Below are 18,098 nucleotides of genomic sequence, written 5' to 3'. Positions count from 1 at the left end.
ATCGCCATGCCGGGCTGCCGATGGACAAGGCCGAGCACCAGGACCCGTACCGGGGCCGCTGCCGATCCGACGGCCGGCTGAGCCGATGGGTGCCGATCGCAGCTACGCGTACGGCGCCGCCGCCGGCCTTCTCGGGGACCTGCTCCTCGGCGATCCGCGCCGCGGCCATCCGGTCGCCGCGTTCGGACGGGCCGCCGCGGCCGTGGAAGGCGCGTTGTGGCACGACCACCGCGGCTGGGGCGCCCTGCACACCGTCGTGTGCGCCGGTGGCGCCGTCGCCCTCGGCACGGCGGCCGCACGCGCCGTACGCCCCTCCCGCGCCCTCTCCGTCGCACTGACCGCCGCCGCCACCTGGTCGGTCGTCGGCGGCACCTCGCTCGCCCGGGAAGCCCGCACCATCGGGCGCGCCCTGGAGCGCGGCGACGTCGAGGCGGCCCGCGCGCGGCTGCCGCACCTGTGCGGCCGGGACCCGCAGGCGCTGGACGCCGACGGGATAGCCCGGGCCGTGGTCGAGTCGGTCGCCGAGAACACCTCCGACGCCGTCGTGGGCGCCCTGGTCTGGGGCGCCGTGGCCGGCGTGCCCGGGCTGCTCGGGTTCCGGGCGGTCAACACCCTCGACGCGATGGTCGGTCACACGTCGCCCCGGTACCGGCGCTTCGGCTGGGCCTCCGCCCGCCTCGACGACGTGGCCGGCTGGCCCGGCGCCCGGCTGACCGCCGTACTCGCCGCCGCGGCCGGACCCGATCCGCGCGGTGCCCTGCGCGCCTGGCGGGCCGACGCCCACCGCCACCCGAGCCCCAACGCGGGCCCGGTGGAGGCGTCCTTCGCGGGCGCCCTCGGGGTCCGGCTGGGCGGCACCCTCTCCTACGGCGGCCGGGTCGAGCACCGGCCCGTGCTCAACGGCGGCGCGGGACGGGCGGTCCGGGTCACCGACATCGACCGGGCCGTACGGCTCTCCCGCCGGGTCGGCCTCCTCGCGCTCGGCGTCACGGCCGCCGCGCGCCTGATCGCGAAGGGACGCGGGAAGTGAACGGTGGTCTCCTCGTCGCCGGCACCACCTCCGACGCGGGCAAGAGCGTCGTGACGGCCGGAATCTGCCGGTGGCTGGTGCGCCAGGGCGTGAAGGTCGCGCCGTTCAAGGCGCAGAACATGTCCCTCAACTCCTTCGTCACCCGGGAGGGCGCGGAGATCGGACGGGCCCAGGCCATGCAGGCCCAGGCCTGCCGGACCGAACCGACCGCGCTGATGAACCCGGTGCTGCTGAAGCCGGGCGGCGAACAGAGCAGCCAGGTGGTGCTGATGGGCAAGCCCGTCGGCGAACTGAGCGCCCGCGGCTACCACGGCGGCCGGCAGCAGAAGCTGCTCGGCACGGTGCTGGACTGCCTGGCCGAGTTGCGGGGCACGTATGACGCGGTGATCTGTGAGGGGGCGGGCAGCCCGGCGGAGATCAACCTGCGCCGGACCGACATCGTGAACATGGGCATCGCCCGCAACGCGCGGCTGCCCGTGCTGGTGGTCGGGGACATCGACCGCGGGGGCGTCTTCGCCTCCTTCTTCGGCACGGTCGCCCTGCTGTCCCCCGAGGACCAGGAGCTGGTCGCCGGGTTCCTGGTCAACAAGTTCCGCGGGGACGTCTCCCTGCTGGAGCCCGGCCTGGACATGCTGCACGGCCTCACCGGGCGGCGCACGTACGGCGTGCTGCCCTTCCGGCACGGGCTCGGCATCGACGAGGAGGACGGGCTGCGGGTGTCCCTGCGGGGCACGGTCCGCGAGTCCACCGTCACTCCCCCGGTCGGCGCGGACGTGCTGCGGGTCGCCGTGTGCGCGATCCCGCTGATGTCCAACTTCACCGACGTGGACGCGCTGGCCGCCGAACCGGGTGTGGTGGTGCGGTTCGTGGACCGCCCCGAGGAGCTGGCCGACGCCGACCTCGTGGTGATCCCGGGCACCCGCGGCACCGTGCGCGCACTGGAGTGGCTGCGCGAGCGCGGGCTCGCCGACGCCCTCGTGCGCAGGGCCGCCGAGGAACGCCCGATCCTCGGCATCTGCGGCGGCTTCCAGATCCTCGGCGCGCACATCGAGGACGAGGTCGAGAGCCGCACGGGACAGGTGGACGGCCTCGGACTCCTGCCCGTACGGGTGCGGTTCGCCCGCGAGAAGACCCTCACCCGGCCCAGCGGTCACGCCCTGGGCGAGCCGGTCGAGGGGTACGAGATCCACCACGGGGTGGCCACCGTCGAGGGCGGCGAGCCCTTCCTGGACGGCTGCCGGGTCGGCCACACCTGGGGCACCCACTGGCACGGCTCGCTGGAGTCGGACGGCTTCCGGCGGGCCTTCCTGCGCGAGGTGGCCGGCGCCGCGGGCCGCCGCTTCGTGCCGGCCCCCGACACCTCCTTCGCCGCGCTGCGCGAGGAGCAGCTCGACCGGCTCGGCGACCTGATCGAACAGCACGCGGACACGGACGCGCTCTGGCGGCTCATCGAGTCGGGCGCGCCGCAAGGACTGCCTTTCATTCCACCGGGAGCGCCCGCATGAGCACAGTGTTGTTGTTGTCGACCGCCGACACGGATCTGCTGGCGGCCCGGGCCTCCGGCACCGGCTACCGCATCGGCAACCCGACCCGGGTCGACGTCACCGAGGAGCTGCCTGGCCTGATCCGGGGCGCCGACCTCGCGGTCGTACGGCTGCTCGGCGGCAAGCGCGCCTGGGAGGACGGGCTCGCCGTGCTGAAGGCGTCCGGGATCCCGACCGTGCTGCTGGGCGGCGAGAGCGTGCCGGACGCCGAGCTGATGGCCGAGTCGTCGGTGCCCGCCGGTGTCGTGGCGGAGGCCCTGAAGTACCTGGTCGAGGGCGGCCCCGCCAACCTCCTGGAGCTGTCCCGGTTCCTGTCTGACACCGTGCTGCTGACCGGCGAGGGCTTCGAGGAGCCGCGGAAGATGCCGGAGTACGGCGTCCACGGCTCGTACGAGCGTGCGGACGGCCGTCCGACCGTGGGCGTGCTCTTCTACCGGGCGCACGAGCTGAGCGGCAACACCGGCTTCGTGGACACCCTGTGCGAGGCGATCGAGGCGCAGGGAGCCAACGCCCTTCCCGTCTACTGCGGTTCGCTGCGGGGTGCCGACGCCGGGCTGTACGAACTGCTGGGCCGGGCCGACGCGCTGGTGGCCACCGTGCTCGCGGCAGGCGGCACCCACGCCTCGCAGGCGTCCGCGGGCGGCGACGAGGAGGCCTGGGACATCGGCGCGCTCGCCGAGCTGAACATCCCGGTGCTGCAAGGCCTCTGCCTCACCTCCTCGCGGGCCGCCTGGGACGAGTCCGACGCGGCCCTGTCCCCCATGGACGCGGCGATGCAGGTCGCCATCCCGGAGTTCGACGGCCGGCTGATCACCGTGCCGTTCTCCTTCAAGGAGCAGGGCCCGGACGAGGTCCCGGTGTACGTCGCCGACCCCGAGCGGGCCGCCCGGGTGGCCGGGATCGCCGTACGCCACGCCCGGCTGAAGCACAAGCCGAACCCGGACAAGAAGATCGCGCTGGTCTTCACGGCCTACCCGACCAAGCACTCCCGCGTCGGCAACGCGGTCGGTCTGGACACCCCCGCCTCGGCGGTCCGGGTGCTGGACGCGCTCCGGGACGCCGGGTACGGGGTCGACGGCTACCCCGACAACGGCGACGAGCTGATCCACCGGCTGATCGAGGCCGGCGGCCACGACGTGGAGTGGCTGACCGAGGACCAGCTGCGCGCCGCGCCCGCGCGGGTGCCGCTGGCCGACTACCGGGCCTGGTTCGAGAAGCTGGACCCGGAACTGCGGGAGGCGATGCGCGAGGCGTGGGGCGAGCCGCCGGGCAGCCTGTACGTCGACGGCGACGACATCGTCCTGGCCTCCTTGCAGTTCGGGAACGTCGTGGTCATGATCCAGCCGCCGCGCGGCTTCGGGGAGAACCCGATCGCGATCTACCACGACCCCGACATGCCGCCCTCGCACCACTACATGGCCGCCTACCGCTGGCTGGACCACAGCTTCGGCGCGGACGCGATCGTGCACATGGGCAAGCACGGCACGATGGAGTGGCTGCCGGGCAAGGGGCTCGGGCTGGGCGCCGGGTGCGCCCCGGACGCGGTCCTCGGCGACCTGCCGCTGATCTACCCGTTCATCGTCAACGACCCGGGCGAGGGCACCCAGGCCAAGCGGCGCGGCCACGCCACGGTGGTCGACCACCTGGTGCCGCCGATGGCCCGCGCGGACACCTACGGCGACCTGGCCAAGCTGGAACAGCTGCTGGACGAGTACGCGCTCGTCTCCGACCTGGACCCGACGAAGGCCCCGGCGGTCCGCGCGCAGATCTGGACGCTGGTCAAGGCGGCCGAGCTGCACCACGACCTGCATGTGGACGAGCAGCCGGACGAGGACGAGTTCGACGAGTTCGTCATGCACATCGACGGCTATCTGTGCGAGATCAAGGACGTGCAGATCCGTGACGGCCTGCACGTCCTCGGCGGCGGCCCGGTCGGCGAACCGCGGGTCAACCTGGTCCTCGCCGTGCTGCGGGCGTCCCAGGTGTGGGGCGGGCAGGCGAACGCGCTGCCCGGTCTGCGGGCCTGTCTGGCGGCCCACTTCGGACTGGCCGAGAAGGAGCTGCTGGCCGAGCCGGGCGCGCCGGTGAAGGTGCCGGTGGAGCTGACCGACCTGGTGGACGGTCCGGCGCGGACCGCGTCCGACGCGATCGACCTGCTGGAGCAGCTGTGCCGGCGGATCGCGGAGGAGCTGGAGGCCCGGGCGTGGGACCGCACGGTCGCCGCCGCCGTGCTGCGGGGCGTCCTCGGCACCGAACTCCCCGACGCCGTCGCGGTACTGGAGTTCGCCTGCGAGGAGGTCGTACCCCGGCTGGCGCGCACCACCGACGAGATCGGGCACATCCTGCGGGCCCTGGACGGCGGCTACGTCCCGGCCGGCCCCTCCGGCTCCCCGACCCGCGGCCTGGTCAACGTCCTTCCGACCGGCCGGAACTTCTACTCCGTCGACCCCAAGGCGATCCCGTCCCGGCTGAGCTGGGAGGTCGGACAGGCGCTGGCCGACTCCCTGGTCGCCCGCTATCTCCAGGACACCGGCGCGTACCCGAGGTCCGTGGGCCTGACCGTGTGGGGCACGTCCGCGATGCGCACCCAGGGTGACGACATCGCCGAGATCCTCGCGCTGCTGGGCTGCCGCCCGGTCTGGGACGACGCCTCGCGCCGGGTGACCGGCTTCGAGGTGATCCCGCTCGCGGAGCTGGGGCGGCCGCGCATCGATGTCACGGTCCGCATCTCCGGCTTCTTCCGGGACGCGTTCCCGCACGTGGTGGGGCTGATCGACGACGCGGTACGGGCGGTCGCCGAGCTGGACGAGCCGGCCGAGTCCAACTTCGTCCGGGCGCACGTGGAGGAGGACGCGGCCCGGCACGGCGACCGGCGGCGCGCCACGGCCCGTGTCTTCGGCTCGAAGCCGGGCGCGTACGGCGCGGGCCTGCTGCCGCTGATCGACGCGCGGAACTGGCGCAGCGACGCGGACCTCGCCGAGGTCTACGCGGTCTGGGGCGGCTACGCCTACGGCCGCGGGCTCGACGGGCGGGCGGCGCGCGGGGACATGGAGACGGCGTTCCGGCGGATCGCGGTGGCGGCGAAGAACGTCGACACGCGCGAGCACGACCTGGTCGACGCGGACGACTACTTCCAGTACCACGGCGGCATGGTCGCCATGGTCCGGCACCTGACCGGCGAGAACCCCGAGGCGTACGTCGGCGACTCCGCCACCCCGGACCAGGTGAAGACCCGGACGCTGGGTGAGGAGACGCACCGCGTGTTCCGCGCCCGGGTGGTGAACCCGCGCTGGATGGCGGCCATGCGCCGGCACGGCTACAAGGGCGCCTTCGAGATGGCGGCGACCGTGGACTACCTGTTCGGCTACGACGCCACCGCGGGCGTGGTGGACGACTGGATGTACGAGAAGCTCAGCGCCGAGTACGTCTTCGACCCGGAGAACCGGGACTTCATGAAGAAGTCCAACCCGTGGGCGCTGCGCGGCATCACCGAGCGCCTGCTGGAGGCGGCGGACCGCGGGCTGTGGGCGGAGCCGGACGCGGACACCCTGGAGCGGCTGCGCGCCACCTACCTCGAGCTGGAGGGCGACTTGGAGGGCGACGACCAGTGACCACCCCCTTTCCTTTCACGGCCGTCGTCGGCCAGGACGATCTGCGGCTCGCGCTGCTGCTGAACGCGGTCAGCCCCGCCGTCGGCGGTGTGCTGGTGCGCGGCGAGAAGGGCACCGCCAAGTCGACCGCCGTGCGTGCCCTTTCGGCGCTGCTGCCCGAGGTGGCCGTGGTGCCCGGGTGCCGGTTCTCCTGTGACCCCGGCTCGCCCGACCCGGCGTGCCCGGACGGGCCGCACGAGCCGGGGGCCGGTGCGGCGCGGCCCGCGCGGATGGTCGAGCTGCCGGTCGGCGCCTCCGAGGACCGGCTGGTCGGTGCGCTGGACATCGAGCGGGCGCTGGCGGAGGGCGTGAAGGCCTTCGAGCCCGGCCTGCTGGCCGACGCGCACCGCGGGATCCTCTACGTCGACGAGGTCAACCTCCTCCACGACCACCTGGTGGACCTGCTGCTGGACGCGGCGGCGATGGGTGCCTCGTACGTGGAGCGCGAGGGTGTCTCCCTGCGGCATGCCGCGCGGTTCCTGCTGGTCGGCACCATGAACCCCGAAGAGGGTGAGCTGCGGCCGCAGTTGCTGGACAGGTTCGGGCTGACCGTCGAGGTCGCCGCCTCGCGGGAGCCGGACCAGCGGGTGGAGGTCGTGCGGCGCAGGCTCGCCTACGACGACGATCCGGCCGGTTTCGCCGCGCGTTGGGCGGACGAGGAGGCGGCCGTACGGCAACGGATCGTGGCGGCGAGGGAGTTGCTGCCCTCGGTGCGGCTGGGCGACGGCGCGCTGCGGCAGATCGCGGCGACCTGTGCCGCCTTCGAGGTGGACGGCATGCGGGCCGACATCGTGATGGCGCGTACGGCGACCGCGCTGGCCGCGTGGGCCGGGCGGACCGATGTGCTGGCCGAGGACGTACGGCAGGCGGCGCTGCTGGCGCTGCCGCACCGCAGGCGGCGCAACCCCTTCGACGCTCCCGGTCTGGACGAGGACAAGCTGGACGAGACCCTGGAGCAGTTCTCCGGGGACGACTCCGAGGGCGACGAGGACCCCGATCCCGACGGTCCCGGCGGGGGCGGCGGACAGCCGCAGCCCGATTCCGGTCCGCAGGGCGGCGGGGACACCGCCGCGCGGCCGGAGGCCGGTGAGGGCGGGGAGCCGCAGGCGTCCGGGGCGAAGGAGCAGTCGCCCGTGCGGGCGGCCGAGCCGTTCCGGACCAAGGCGCTGAGCGTGCCCGGGATCGGCGAGGGCGCCGCCGGGCGGCGCTCGCGGGCGCGGACCGAGCACGGGCGCACCACCGGCGCCCGGCGGCCGCAGGGGGCGCTGACCAAGCTGCATCTGGCGGCGACCGTGCAGGCGGCGGCGCCGCACCAGCGGGCGCGCGGCCGGTCCGGTCCCGGGCTGGTGGTCCGCCGGGACGATCTGCGGCAGGCGACCCGGGAGGGGCGCGAGGGCAACCTCGTGCTGTTCGTGGTGGACGCCTCCGGGTCGATGGCGGCCCGGCAGCGGATGGGCGCGGTGAAGGGTGCCGTGCTGTCGCTGCTGCTCGACGCCTATCAGCGGCGGGACAAAGTGGGGCTGGTGACCTTCCGGGGCGCCGGTGCGGAGGTCGCGCTGCCGCCGACGTCCTCGGTGGACGCGGCCGCCGTACGGCTGGAGTCGCTGCCGACCGGGGGCCGTACGCCGCTGGCGGCCGGGCTGCTGAAGGCGCATGACGTGCTGCGGGTGGAGCGGCTGCGGGATCCGGCGCGGCGGGCGCTGGTCGTCGTGGTGACGGACGGACGGGCCACCGGGGGTCCGGAGCCGGTGGCGCTGGCCGGGCGGGCGGCGCGGCTGTTCGCGGCCGAGGGGGTCGCGTCGGTGGTCGTGGACTGCGAGTCGGGGCCGGTGCGGCTGGGGCTCGCCGGGCAGCTGGCCGGTGAGCTGGGCGGTACGGCCGTCACGCTGGACGAGCTGCGGGCCGACTCGATCGCCGGGCTGGTCAGGGATGTGCAGGGGACGTCGAGGAGGGCCGCGTAATGCCGCAGGGACAGCCGAGTGTGGTGCCGGACGACGGTCTGACGACCCGTCAGCGCCGTAACCGGCCGCTGGTGGTCGTGCACACCGGGATCGGCAAGGGCAAGTCGACCGCCGCGTTCGGGCTCGCGCTGCGCGCCTGGAACCAGGGGTGGCCCATCGGGGTGTTCCAGTTCGTCAAGTCGGCGAAGTGGAAGGTCGGCGAGGAGAACGCGCTGCGGGTGCTCGGTGCCTCGGGCGAGGGCGGCACGGTCGACTGGCACAAGATGGGCGAGGGCTGGTCGTGGGTGCAGCGGGACGCCCAGATGGACAACGAGGAGAAGGCCCGGGAGGGCTGGGAGCAGGTCAAGCGGGACCTGGCCGCCGAGACGTACCGGCTGTACGTGCTGGACGAGTTCGCCTATCCGATGCACTGGGGGTGGGTGGACACCGATGAGGTGGTCGAGGTGCTGCGGGACCGTCCGGGCACCCAGCACGTCGTCATCACCGGGCGGAACGCGCCGGAGAAGCTGGTGGACTTCGCGGATCTGGTGACCGACATGTCCAAGGTGAAGCACCCCATGGACGTGGGGCAGAAGGGCCAGAAGGGCATCGAGTGGTGATGTCGTCGGTGCCTCGGCTGGTCATCGCCGCGCCCGCCTCGGGGAGCGGCAAGACCACCGTGGCCACGGGGCTGATGGCCGCGTTCGCCGCGCGGGGGCTCGCCGTGTCCCCGCACAAGGTCGGGCCGGACTACATCGACCCCGGGTACCACACGCTCGCGACCGGGCGGGTGGGGCGCAACCTCGACGCGTATCTGTGCGGGCCGGAGCTGGTCGCTCCGCTGTTCCTGCACGGGGCGCGGGGGTGTGACCTCGCGGTCGTCGAGGGTGTGATGGGGCTGTACGACGGGGCGGCGGGGGAGGGCGAGCTGGCCTCCACCGCCCATGTGGCCAAGCTGTTGGGCGCTCCGGTGGTGCTGGTCGTCGACGCGTCGTCGCAGTCCCGGTCCGTCGCCGCGCTGGTGCACGGGTTCGTGTCCTGGGATCCGGAGGTGCGGGTCGGGGGCGTGATCCTGAACAAGGTGGGGTCCGACCGGCACGAGGCGCTGTTGCGGGAGGCGCTGGAGTCGGTGGGCGTGCCGGTGGTGGGCGCCTTGCGGCGGGCTCAGCAGGTCTCGACGCCCTCTCGGCATCTGGGGTTGGTGCCGGTCGCCGAACGGCGTTCCGCTGCGGTCGACGCCGTCGCTGATATGGCGGCGCTGGTGGCTCGGGGATGTGACCTGGAGGCCCTCGAAGCGCTTGCCCGTGCTGCCGGTCCCCTCCCAGGGGGCTCCGCCCCCTGGACCCCCGCCTCGCCCACCCTCCACCCGACTCGGTCGGCCGGGAGGCCGGACGGCCTGTCCGCGTCGGCCCCCGTCGTCGCCGTCGCCGGCGGGTCCGCCTTCACCTTCTCCTACGCCGAGCACACCGAGCTGCTCACCGCCGCCGGTGCCGAGGTCGTCACCTTCGATCCGCTGCGGGACGAGGAACTCCCGGAGGGCACCGCGGGGCTGGTCGTCGGCGGCGGCTTTCCCGAGGTGTACGCGGCCGAGCTGTCCGCCAACGAGCCGCTGCGCAAGGCCGTCGCCGAGCTGGCGGGCAGCGGCGCCCCGGTCGCGGCGGAGTGCGCCGGGCTGCTGTATCTCTGCCGGGAGCTGGACGGGCAGCCGATGTGCGGAGTGCTGGACGCCTCCGCGCGGATGACCGAACGGCTGACGCTCGGCTATCGGGACGCCGTGGCCGTCGGGGACAGTGTGCTGGCCGCCGCGGGGACCCGGATGCGGGGGCACGAGTTCCATCGCACGGTCGTCGAGCCGGGTGCCGGCGCCGCTCCCGCGTGGGGGGTGCGGGCCCCCGTACGGCGGGTCGAAGGTTTCGTACAGCAGGGCGTGCACGCGAGTTATCTGCACACGCACTGGGCCGCGCGGCCCGGTGTCGCCCGTCGGTTCGTGGAGAGGTGCCGGACGTCATGAGCAGCAGGCTGGTCGGGGTCGGGGTCGGTCCCGGGGATCCGGAGCTGGTGACCGTCAAGGGGGTCAACGCGCTGCGGGCCGCCGAGGTCGTCGTCGTACCGGTGATGGACACCGGTGAGCGGGGGCGGGCGGAGGCGACCGTGCTGCACTACGTGGCGACGGAGAAGGTCGTCCGGGTGGTGTTCGCGCTGAACGAGCGGGAGGACCGGGCGCGCCGGGAGGCGGCCTGGGACGCGGCCGGTGCCACCGTCGCCGGGCTGCTGGAGCGGCATGGCTCGGTCGCCTTCGCGACCATCGGGGACCCGAACGTGTACTCGACGTTCACCTATCTCGCGCAGACCATCGCGGAGCTGGTGCCGGGGGTGGTGGTGGAGACGGTGCCGGGGATCACCGCGATGCAGGATCTGGCGGCGCGGTCGGGTGCGGTGCTGACCGAGGGCACCGAGCCGCTGACCCTGGTGCCGGTCACCGCCGGGTCGGCGGTGCTGAAGGAGGCGTTGGCCGGGCCGGGGACCGTGGTGGCGTACAAGTTCGGGCGGCAGGCGGCGGAGGTCGCGGCGGCGCTCGCGGAGACCGGACGGCTCGGGGACGCGGTGTGGGGCTCGGCGCTGGGTCTGCCGGAGGAGTCGGTGCGGCCGGCCGCCGAGCTGGACGGCGCTCCGCTGCCGTATCTGTCGACGCTGATCGCGCCGCCGCGGCGGGACGGCGGGCGGGGCGGCAAGCTGTGAGACCCCGTCCGCGCTCCCGGCGGCGGCACGCGCTCGTGCCGTCAGCCGGACAGGCCCACCACCAGCCAGATGAAGGCCACGCCGGCCACCGTGCACAGCAGGGTGGAGCGGGCGGGGTGTTCGTGGTGGGCCTCGGGGAGGATCTCGGCGGCGGCGAGATAGAGCAGGACGCCGCCGAAGAGGCCCAGATATCCGCCGAGCAGCGGCTCGGGGATGTGGAAGAACACCGTCGACAGGACGCCCAGCAGGGGTGCCAGGGCGTCGGCGACGAGCATGCCGATGGCGCGCCGACGGGCGTTGCCGTAGAGGCTGGTGATGGTGAAGGTGTTGAAGCCGTCGGCGAAGTCGTGGGCGATCACGGCGAGCGCGACGGCGGCGCCCATGCCTTCACCCACCTGGAAGGCGGCGCCGATCGCCACCCCGTCCATCGCGCTGTGCCCCACCATCGCGCCGGCCGCCACGAGGCCCACCTCGGGCGCGCGGTGGTCATGGCCCTCGGCGCCGCCGTGTGCGGCCTGCCGGGCGGCCAGGGTGCGCTCCACCAGATGGGCGAGCAGGAAGCCGGCCACGAAGAGCAGCAGCGCGGCGGGCACGCCGAAGACCTCGCGGTCGGCCGCGTGCAGTGCCTCCGGCAGCAGGTCCAGGCCGACCACGCCCAGCATGAGACCGCCGGCCAGCCCGAGCACCAGGTGCCGGCGGTCGGTCACGCGCTGAGCCGTCCAGCCGCCGGCCAGCGTCATCAGGAACGCGCCGAGCGCGACGAAGACCGCCATAGGCCCTTGCTATCCGATCGGTGACCGGTCACGCATGTCCGACAGCAACAACCCGCAGTACTCGTAGGAGAGGACCCATCCCATGGCCGATGCCCCCACCGGCAAGGTGACCTTCGTCGGTGCCGGCCCCGGCGCCGCCGATCTGCTGACGTTCCGTGCCGCGCGTGCCATCGCGGAGGCGGACGTGGTGATCTGGGCGGCCAGCCTGGTGCAGGAGGAGGTCCTCCAGCACGCCCGGGAGGGCGCGGAGATCCTCGACTCGGCGACGATGTCGCTGGAGGACGTGGTCGCCGTCTACCGGCGCGCCCACGCGGAGGGGCTGCGGGTCGCCCGCATCCATTCGGGTGACCCCGCCCTGTGGGGCGGCACGCAGGAGCAGGTCGACCGGTGTGCGGAGATCGGCATCGAGACGGAGGTCGTGCCCGGGGTGTCCTCGTTCTCCGCGGTGGCCGCGCTGGCCCAGCGGGAGCTGACCATCCCGGAGGTCGCGCAGTCCGTGGTGCTGACCCGGCTGGGCGGCGGCAAGACGCCGATGCCGCCCGGTGAGGAGGTGCGCGAGTTCGCCCGGCACGGCACCACCATGGCGATCTTCCTGTCGGCGGCGCGCAGCGGGCAGCTGGTGCGGGAGCTGCTGGAGGGCGGTTACCCGACCTCGACCCCGGTGGTCGTCGCCTACCAGGCGACCTGGCCGGAGGAGCTGGTCGTCCGGTGCACGATCGGCACGCTGGAGGACACGGTCAAGGAGCACAAGCTCTGGAAGCACACGCTGTTCCTGGTCGGTCCGGCGCTGGACGCGCAGGGCACCCGTTCGCACCTGTACCACCCGGGGCACTTCCACGGCTTCCGCAAGGCGGACCCGGAGGCCCGGCGGGCGCTGCGCGAGCGGGGGGCGAGCAGTTGATCACGGTGGTCGGGGCGGGGACGGGCGCGCCGGTCGGGGCGGACGTCCTCGCCGGGGCCGCGCTCGTCGTCGGCGGGCGGCGGCACCTGGACGCCGTACGGCTGCCGGAGGGCGCCGAGCGGGTGGTGCTGGGGCCGCTGGCGCCCGCCCTGGACACGATCGCCGAGTATGTCGGCAAGGAGTTGCCGGTGACCGTGCTGGCCTCCGGTGATCCCGGGTTCTTCGGGATCGTGCGGGCGCTGGCGGAGCGGTTCGGGTCCGCGTGCCTCGATGTGCGGCCGGGGGTGTCCTCGGTGGCGGGGGCGTTCGCGCGGGTCGGGCTGCCCTGGGACGACGCGGTCGTGGTGAGCGCGCACGGCCGGGAGCTGCGGACGGCGGTCAACGTGTGCCGGGCGCGGCCCAAGGTGGCGGTGCTGACCGGTCCGGGCGCCGGGCCCGCCGAGCTGGGTGCGGCGCTCGCGGGCCGGGACCGGGTGCTGGTCGTGGTGAGCGCGCTGGGCGATCCGGAGCGGGAGCGGGTGGAGCGGGTGACGCCCGCCGAGGCGGCGGCCCGGGACTGGGGTGCGGCGGTGAGCGTGGTGCTGTGCCTGGACGAGGCGCGGGCGCTCGGCGCGGTGCGCACGGTCGCCGGGGTGCCGGAGCCGCCGGCCGGCTGGGCGCTGGACGAGGGGGCGTTCGCGCACCGGGACTCGATGATCACCAAGTTCGAGGTGCGGGCGCTGGCGCTGTCCCGGCTCGGGCCGCGGCTGGGCGATCTGGTGTGGGACGTCGGGGCCGGTTCCGGTTCGGTGGCGGTGGAGTGCGCGCGGCTCGGCGCGGCCGTGGTCGCGGTCGAGAAGACCGGTGACGGGGTCGGGCGGATCCGGGCCAACGCGGCCGCGCACGGCGTCGATGTGACGGTCGTCCAGGGGGCGGCGCCGCAGGCGCTGGCCGGGCTGGACGACGATCCGGACGCGGTGTTCGTGGGCGGCGGGGGGCGGGAGCTGCCCGCGATCGTCGGCGCGTGCGCGCGGCGGGCGCGGCGGACGGTCGTCGTCGCGATGGCCGCCCTGGACCGGGTGCCTCAGGCGCGTGCGGCGCTCACGGCGGCCGGGCTGGTCTGCGACGGGGTGCTGCTCCAGTCCTCGCGGCTGGCTCCGCTGCCGGGCGATGTGACCCGGCTCGCGGCGACCAATCCTGTGTTTCTGCTGTGGGGCGTACGACCCCCGGCGACTAGCGAAGGAGTAAGTCAGTGATCGGCCTCATTTCCGCCACCGCGGCGGGGGCGGCGGCGCGGGACCGGCTGGCCGCGGCCTGGCCGGACCGGACGCGGGTGTACGAGGGTCCCGTGGGCGAGGCCGTGCGGGCCGCGTTCGCGGAGTGCGAGCAGCTGGTGTGCTTCCTCGCGACGGGCGCGGTGGTGCGGCTGGTGGCGCCGCTGCTCGGCGGCAAGGCGGCCGACCCGGGTGTGGTGTGCGTGGACGAGGGCGGCCGGTTCGCGGTGTCGCTGCTCGGCGGCCACGGCGGCGGCGCCAATGAACTCGCCTCGCGGGTCGGGGAGGTGCTGGGCGCGGAGCCGGTGGTGACGACCGCCACGGACGCGGTCGGGCTGCCCGGTCTGGACATGCTCGGCCTGCCCTTCGAGGGGTCGGTCGCGCTGGTCTCGCGTGCGCTGCTGGACGGTGAGCCGGTCGCGCTCAAGGCCGAGGTGCCGTGGCCGCTGCCGCCGCTGCCGACCGCGCCGCAGGGGTCGTACACGATCCGGGTGACCGACCGGGCGGTGCCGGCGGGCGAGCGGGAGGTGCTGCTGCGGCCGCCGTCGCTGGTGGTCGGGGTCGGCGCGTCCCGGGGCGCGCCGGCCGAGGAGGTCCTCGCGCTGGTCGAGGGGGCGCTGGCGGAGGCGGGGCTGTCGGTGCGGTCGGTGGCCGAGCTGGCCACCGTGGACGCCAAGGCGGAGGAACCGGGTCTGCTGGCCGCCGCCGAGCGGCTGGGGGTGCCGCTGGTGACGTACCCGGCCGAGGAGCTGGCCGCCGTGGCGGTGCCGAACCCGTCCGACGCGCCGCTCGCGGCGGTCGGCACGCCGTCGGTCGCGGAGGCCGCCGCGCTGCTGCGCGGTGGTGAACTCCTCGTGCCCAAGCGGAAGTCGGCCATGGCGACCTGTGCCGTGGTACGGCGTCCGGGGCGCGGGCGGCTCGCGGTGGTCGGGCTCGGCCCGGGCGCCCGGGACCTGCTCACCCCGCGCGCGGTGGCCGAGCTGCGGCGGGCGTCGGTGCTGGTCGGCCTGGACCAGTACGTGGACCAGATCCGCGATCTGCTGCGGCCCGGCACCCGGGTGCTGGAGTCGGGGCTCGGCGCGGAGGAGGAGCGGGCCCGTACGGCCGTGGCGGAGGCCCGGCGCGGGCAGGCGGTGGCGCTGATCGGCAGCGGTGACGCGGGGGTGTACGCCATGGCCTCGCCGGCGCTCGCCGAGGCGTCCGACGACATCGACGTGGTCGGGGTGCCGGGGGTGACGGCGGCGCTGGCCGCCGGGGCGATCCTGGGCGCGCCGCTGGGCCACGACCATGTCTCCATCAGCCTGTCCGATCTGCACACGCCGTGGGAGGTCATCGAGCGGCGGGTGCGGGCGGCGGCCGAGTCGGACCTGGTGGTCACCTTCTACAACCCGCGCTCGCGGGGCCGGGACTGGCAGCTGCCCAAGGCGCTCGGCATCCTCGCCGAGCACCGGGAGCCGACCACTCCGGTCGGTGTGGTGCGCAACGCGTCCCGGCCGGACGGGACGAGCCGGGTCACCACCCTGGCCGGGCTGGATCCGGCGACGGTCGACATGATGACGGTCGTGACCGTGGGCAACACCGCGACCCGCGTCATCGCGGGCCGCATGGTGACCCCGCGCGGCTACCGCTGGCAGGCATCGCAGGAGGAGACCGCGTGAGCCGCGTCGTCCACCCCATCGAGCAGGAGTCCTTCCGGCGGCTGCGCGCCCGCCTGGACACCTCGCACTTCCCGCCGCTGACCCGGGCGGTGGTGGAGCGGGTCATCCACTCCGCCGCCGACCTCGAGTACGCGACCGATCTCGTCATGGCCGAGGACGACCTGGTGGCGGCGCATGCCGCGCTGCACGCCGGGGCGCCGGTGGTGGTGGACGTGGAGATGGTCGCGGCCGGCATCACCCGGCGGGAGACCGTGTGCCGGCTGAAGGAAGCGAAGGCCGGTCCGGGGCTGACCCGTTCGGCGCACGCGATCCGGCTCGCCTACGAGCAGGTCGGCCCGGGCGCGCTGTGGGTGATCGGCTGTGCGCCGACCGCCCTGGAGGAGCTGTTGACCCTGGACGCCTCCCCCGCACTCGTCATCGGTCTGCCCGTCGGTTTCGTCGGCGCGGCCGAGTCCAAGGCCGCGTTGCGGGAGAGCGGACTGCCCGCCGTGAGCAACGTGTCCGAGAAGGGCGGGTCGGCGGTCGCCGCCGCCGCGCTCAACGCCCTGCTGTACCACCCCGTTTCGTCTGAGGAGATCTCGTGACCACCCCGCCCGCCCTGCTCATCGCCGGACACGGCACGCGTGACGACGCCGGCGCCGAGGCGTTCCGCGACTTCGTACGGGAACTGGGGCGCCGCCACCCGGAGCTGCCCGTCGCGGGCGGGTTCATCGAACTGTCCCCGCCGCCGCTGGGCGAGGCCGTCACCGAGCTGGTGCAGCGGGGGGTGCGGCGGTTCGCCGCGGTGCCGCTGATGCTGGTGTCCGCCGGGCACGCCAAGGGTGACATCCCGGCCGCGCTGGCCCGGGAGAAGGAGCGGCACCCGGGCATCTCGTACACCTACGGCCGTCCGCTCGGCCCGCACCCGGCGCTGCTGGGTGTGCTGGAGCGGCGGCTGGACGAGGTGCTGGACGGTGTGGACCGCGCGGAGGTGACGGTGCTGCTGGTCGGGCGCGGCTCGACCGACCCGGACGCCAACGCGGAGGTGCACAAGGCGGCGCGGCTGCTGTGGGAGGGCCGCGGGTACGCCGGGGTGGAGACGGCGTTCGTGTCGCTCGCGGCACCGGACGTGCCGAGCGGGCTGGACCGGTGCGCGCGGCTGGGCGCGCGGCGGATCGTCGTCCTACCGTACTTCCTGTTCACCGGCATCCTGCCGGACCGGGTGCGGCAGCAGACCGAGGAGTGGGCGGCCGCGCATCCGGAGACCGAGGTGCGGTCGGCCGATGTCATCGGGCCGGAGCCGGAGCTGCTGGACCTGGTGATGGAGCGGTACGCGGAGGCCGTCAAGGGCGATCTGCGCATGAACTGCGACTCGTGCGTGTACCGGATCGCGCTGCCGGGCTTCGAGGACAAGGTGGGGCTGCCGCAGCAGCCGCACTTCCACCCGGACGACGACGGCCACGACCACGGGCATGGACACGGGCACCACCATCACGGGGGGCACTCGCACAGCCATGCGCACTGAGGGCACGGGGCCGGATCTGCGTCACCACGGGGACGCGGAGGTGCGGGACGACGGGGCGGCGCTGGTCGACCTCGCCGTCAACGTCCGTGCCGACACGCCCCCCACGTGGCTGCGGGAGCGGATCGCCGCGTCGCTGCCGTCCCTCGCGGCCTACCCGGACGGGCGGGCCGCGCGGGCGGCGGTGGCGGCGCGGCACGGGCTGCCGGTGGACCGGGTGCTGCTGACGGCGGGGGCGGCGGAGGCGTTCGTGCTGCTCGCCCGCGCTCTGAAGGTGCGCCGGCCGGTCGTGGTGCACCCGCAGTTCACCGAGCCGGAGGCCGCGCTGCGGGACGCCGGGCACACCGTGGACCGGGTGCTGCTGCGCGCGGAGGACGGGTTCCGGCTGGATCCGGCGGCGGTGCCGGAGGACGCCGATCTGGTGGTCGTCGGCAACCCGACGAACCCGACGTCCGTGCTGCACCCGGCCGGCCTGGTCGCCCGGCTGGCCCGGCCGGGCCGCACGCTGGTGGTGGACGAGGCGTTCATGGACGCGGTGCCGGGTGAGCGGGAGGCGCTGGCCGGGCGGACGGATGTGCCGGGTCTGGTGGTGCTGCGGAGCCTGACCAAAACCTGGGGGCTGGCCGGGCTGCGGATCGGGTACGTGCTGGCCGCGCCGGAGACCGTCGCCGCGCTGGAGCGGGCCCAGCCGCTGTGGCCGGTGTCGACCCCGGCGCTGGCCGCGGCGGAGGCGTGTGTGACGCCGAGGGCTTTGGCGGAGGCGGGGCACGCGGCGCACCGGATCGCCGCGGACCGGGCCCATCTGGTGGCGGGGCTGGCGGAGTTCGCGGCGCGGGGGGTGCGGGTGGTGTCCCCCGCGGAGGGCCCGTTCGTGCTGGCGCGGATGCCGGATGCCGCCGTGGTACGGCGCCGGTTGCGGGACCTCGGTTACGCGGTGCGGCGGGGGGACACGTTTCCGGGGCTCGGTGCGGAGTGGGTGCGGATCGCCGTGCGGGACCGTGCCACCGTCACCGGGTTTCTGACGGCGCTGTCGGCCACGCTGTCGTAGCCCGGCAGGCCGCTCCCCGGCCGGTGGGACCTCCGGCCGGGGAGCGGCGTACGGGAAGGGT

The 18,098-nt window shown here is 74.7% G+C and carries 14 protein-coding genes; 13 read left to right on the top strand and 1 reads right to left on the bottom strand.

Annotated elements, in window-relative coordinates:
- Positions 1 to 85: 85 nt before the first annotated feature.
- From ACFVIU_RS16715 to cobI, 7 genes are read left to right on the top strand one after another with little or no spacing between them, the layout of a single operon-like run.
- Positions 86 to 1,030: a cobalamin biosynthesis protein gene (locus ACFVIU_RS16715; protein WP_385843221.1), complete on the top strand. Its 945-nt coding sequence runs from the start codon at positions 86 to 88 to the stop codon at positions 1,028 to 1,030.
- Positions 1,027 to 2,535, top strand: coding sequence for a cobyric acid synthase (locus ACFVIU_RS16710; RefSeq protein WP_385843219.1), 1,509 nt, complete (start codon positions 1,027 to 1,029; stop codon positions 2,533 to 2,535). The genes ACFVIU_RS16715 and ACFVIU_RS16710 overlap by 4 nt, the downstream gene beginning before the upstream one ends.
- Positions 2,532 to 6,185 (top strand): cobaltochelatase subunit CobN, encoded by a 3,654-nt coding sequence (gene cobN / locus ACFVIU_RS16705; protein ID WP_385843218.1) that lies wholly within the window; start codon positions 2,532 to 2,534, stop codon positions 6,183 to 6,185. The genes ACFVIU_RS16710 and cobN overlap by 4 nt, the downstream gene beginning before the upstream one ends.
- Entirely contained in the window at positions 6,182 to 8,185 is a 2,004-nt protein-coding gene (locus tag ACFVIU_RS16700) for a putative cobaltochelatase (RefSeq protein ID WP_385843217.1), read from the top strand. Before cobN ends, ACFVIU_RS16700 begins: the two co-directional genes overlap by 4 nt.
- Positions 8,185 to 8,784, top strand: coding sequence for a cob(I)yrinic acid a,c-diamide adenosyltransferase (gene cobO / locus ACFVIU_RS16695; protein ID WP_385843216.1), 600 nt, complete (start codon positions 8,185 to 8,187; stop codon positions 8,782 to 8,784). The genes ACFVIU_RS16700 and cobO overlap by 1 nt, the downstream gene beginning before the upstream one ends.
- The gene (locus tag ACFVIU_RS16690; protein ID WP_385843215.1) at positions 8,784 to 10,175 is read left to right on the top strand and encodes a cobyrinate a,c-diamide synthase; all 1,392 of its coding nucleotides are present in this window, start codon (positions 8,784 to 8,786) and stop codon (positions 10,173 to 10,175) included. Before cobO ends, ACFVIU_RS16690 begins: the two co-directional genes overlap by 1 nt.
- Positions 10,172 to 10,903: a precorrin-2 C(20)-methyltransferase gene (cobI, locus tag ACFVIU_RS16685; protein ID WP_385843214.1), complete on the top strand. Its 732-nt coding sequence runs from the start codon at positions 10,172 to 10,174 to the stop codon at positions 10,901 to 10,903. The genes ACFVIU_RS16690 and cobI overlap by 4 nt, the downstream gene beginning before the upstream one ends.
- A gap of 41 nt (positions 10,904 to 10,944) precedes the next feature.
- Here the strand turns inward: cobI and ACFVIU_RS16680 are convergent, their stop codons facing one another.
- Positions 10,945 to 11,676: a ZIP family metal transporter gene (locus ACFVIU_RS16680; RefSeq protein ID WP_385843213.1), complete on the bottom strand. Its 732-nt coding sequence runs from the start codon at positions 11,674 to 11,676 to the stop codon at positions 10,945 to 10,947.
- An 82-nt stretch (positions 11,677 to 11,758) separates the two neighbouring features.
- On the opposite strand from ACFVIU_RS16680, the gene cobM reads away from it, so the two are divergent.
- The 6 genes from cobM to cobC are packed head-to-tail and all read left to right on the top strand — an operon-like array spanning position 11,759 to position 18,037.
- Positions 11,759 to 12,577 (top strand): precorrin-4 C(11)-methyltransferase, encoded by an 819-nt coding sequence (cobM, locus tag ACFVIU_RS16675; protein WP_385843211.1) that lies wholly within the window; start codon positions 11,759 to 11,761, stop codon positions 12,575 to 12,577.
- Complete coding sequence (gene cbiE / locus ACFVIU_RS16670) at positions 12,574 to 13,812, top strand: precorrin-6y C5,15-methyltransferase (decarboxylating) subunit CbiE (RefSeq protein WP_385843210.1); 1,239 nt, start codon at positions 12,574 to 12,576, stop codon at positions 13,810 to 13,812. Before cobM ends, cbiE begins: the two co-directional genes overlap by 4 nt.
- Positions 13,809 to 15,488: a precorrin-3B C(17)-methyltransferase gene (cobJ, locus tag ACFVIU_RS16665; protein ID WP_385843209.1), complete on the top strand. Its 1,680-nt coding sequence runs from the start codon at positions 13,809 to 13,811 to the stop codon at positions 15,486 to 15,488. The genes cbiE and cobJ overlap by 4 nt, the downstream gene beginning before the upstream one ends.
- Positions 15,485 to 16,072 carry a precorrin-8X methylmutase gene (locus ACFVIU_RS16660; protein ID WP_385843208.1) on the top strand — a complete coding sequence of 196 codons (588 nt, stop codon included), beginning with the start codon at positions 15,485 to 15,487 and terminating at the stop codon, positions 16,070 to 16,072. Before cobJ ends, ACFVIU_RS16660 begins: the two co-directional genes overlap by 4 nt.
- Positions 16,069 to 16,992 (top strand): sirohydrochlorin chelatase, encoded by a 924-nt coding sequence (locus tag ACFVIU_RS16655; protein ID WP_385843206.1) that lies wholly within the window; start codon positions 16,069 to 16,071, stop codon positions 16,990 to 16,992. The genes ACFVIU_RS16660 and ACFVIU_RS16655 overlap by 4 nt, the downstream gene beginning before the upstream one ends.
- The gene (gene cobC, locus ACFVIU_RS16650) at positions 16,982 to 18,037 is read left to right on the top strand and encodes an Rv2231c family pyridoxal phosphate-dependent protein CobC (RefSeq protein WP_385843205.1); all 1,056 of its coding nucleotides are present in this window, start codon (positions 16,982 to 16,984) and stop codon (positions 18,035 to 18,037) included. The genes ACFVIU_RS16655 and cobC overlap by 11 nt, the downstream gene beginning before the upstream one ends.
- The last annotated feature ends 61 nt before the right edge of the window (positions 18,038 to 18,098 follow it).

Origin of the sequence: Streptomyces sp. NPDC127190, assembly GCF_042672505.1 — a bacterium.
In the GTDB taxonomy this organism is placed as follows: domain Bacteria; phylum Actinomycetota; class Actinomycetes; order Streptomycetales; family Streptomycetaceae; genus Streptomyces.
The sequence above is the reverse complement of the archived record's forward strand: the minus strand, read 5'-3'. Positions and strand labels throughout refer to the sequence as shown.

Bases quoted from the DNA above. Each gene is read 5' to 3' on its own strand.
- cobN (WP_385843218.1), top strand. From the start codon at position 2,532: ATGAGCACAGTGTTGTTGTTGTCGACCGCCGACACGGATCTGCTGGCG.
- cobM (WP_385843211.1), top strand. From the start codon at position 11,759: ATGGCCGATGCCCCCACCGGCAAGGTGACCTTCGTCGGTGCCGGCCCC.
- ACFVIU_RS16715 (WP_385843221.1), top strand. From the start codon at position 86: ATGGGTGCCGATCGCAGCTACGCGTACGGCGCCGCCGCCGGCCTTCTC.
- ACFVIU_RS16690 (WP_385843215.1), top strand. From the start codon at position 8,784: ATGTCGTCGGTGCCTCGGCTGGTCATCGCCGCGCCCGCCTCGGGGAGC.
- cobI (WP_385843214.1), top strand. From the start codon at position 10,172: ATGAGCAGCAGGCTGGTCGGGGTCGGGGTCGGTCCCGGGGATCCGGAG.
- cobO (WP_385843216.1), top strand. From the start codon at position 8,185: ATGCCGCAGGGACAGCCGAGTGTGGTGCCGGACGACGGTCTGACGACC.
- ACFVIU_RS16680 (WP_385843213.1), bottom strand. From the start codon at position 11,676: ATGGCGGTCTTCGTCGCGCTCGGCGCGTTCCTGATGACGCTGGCCGGC.
- cobC (WP_385843205.1), top strand. From the start codon at position 16,982: ATGCGCACTGAGGGCACGGGGCCGGATCTGCGTCACCACGGGGACGCG.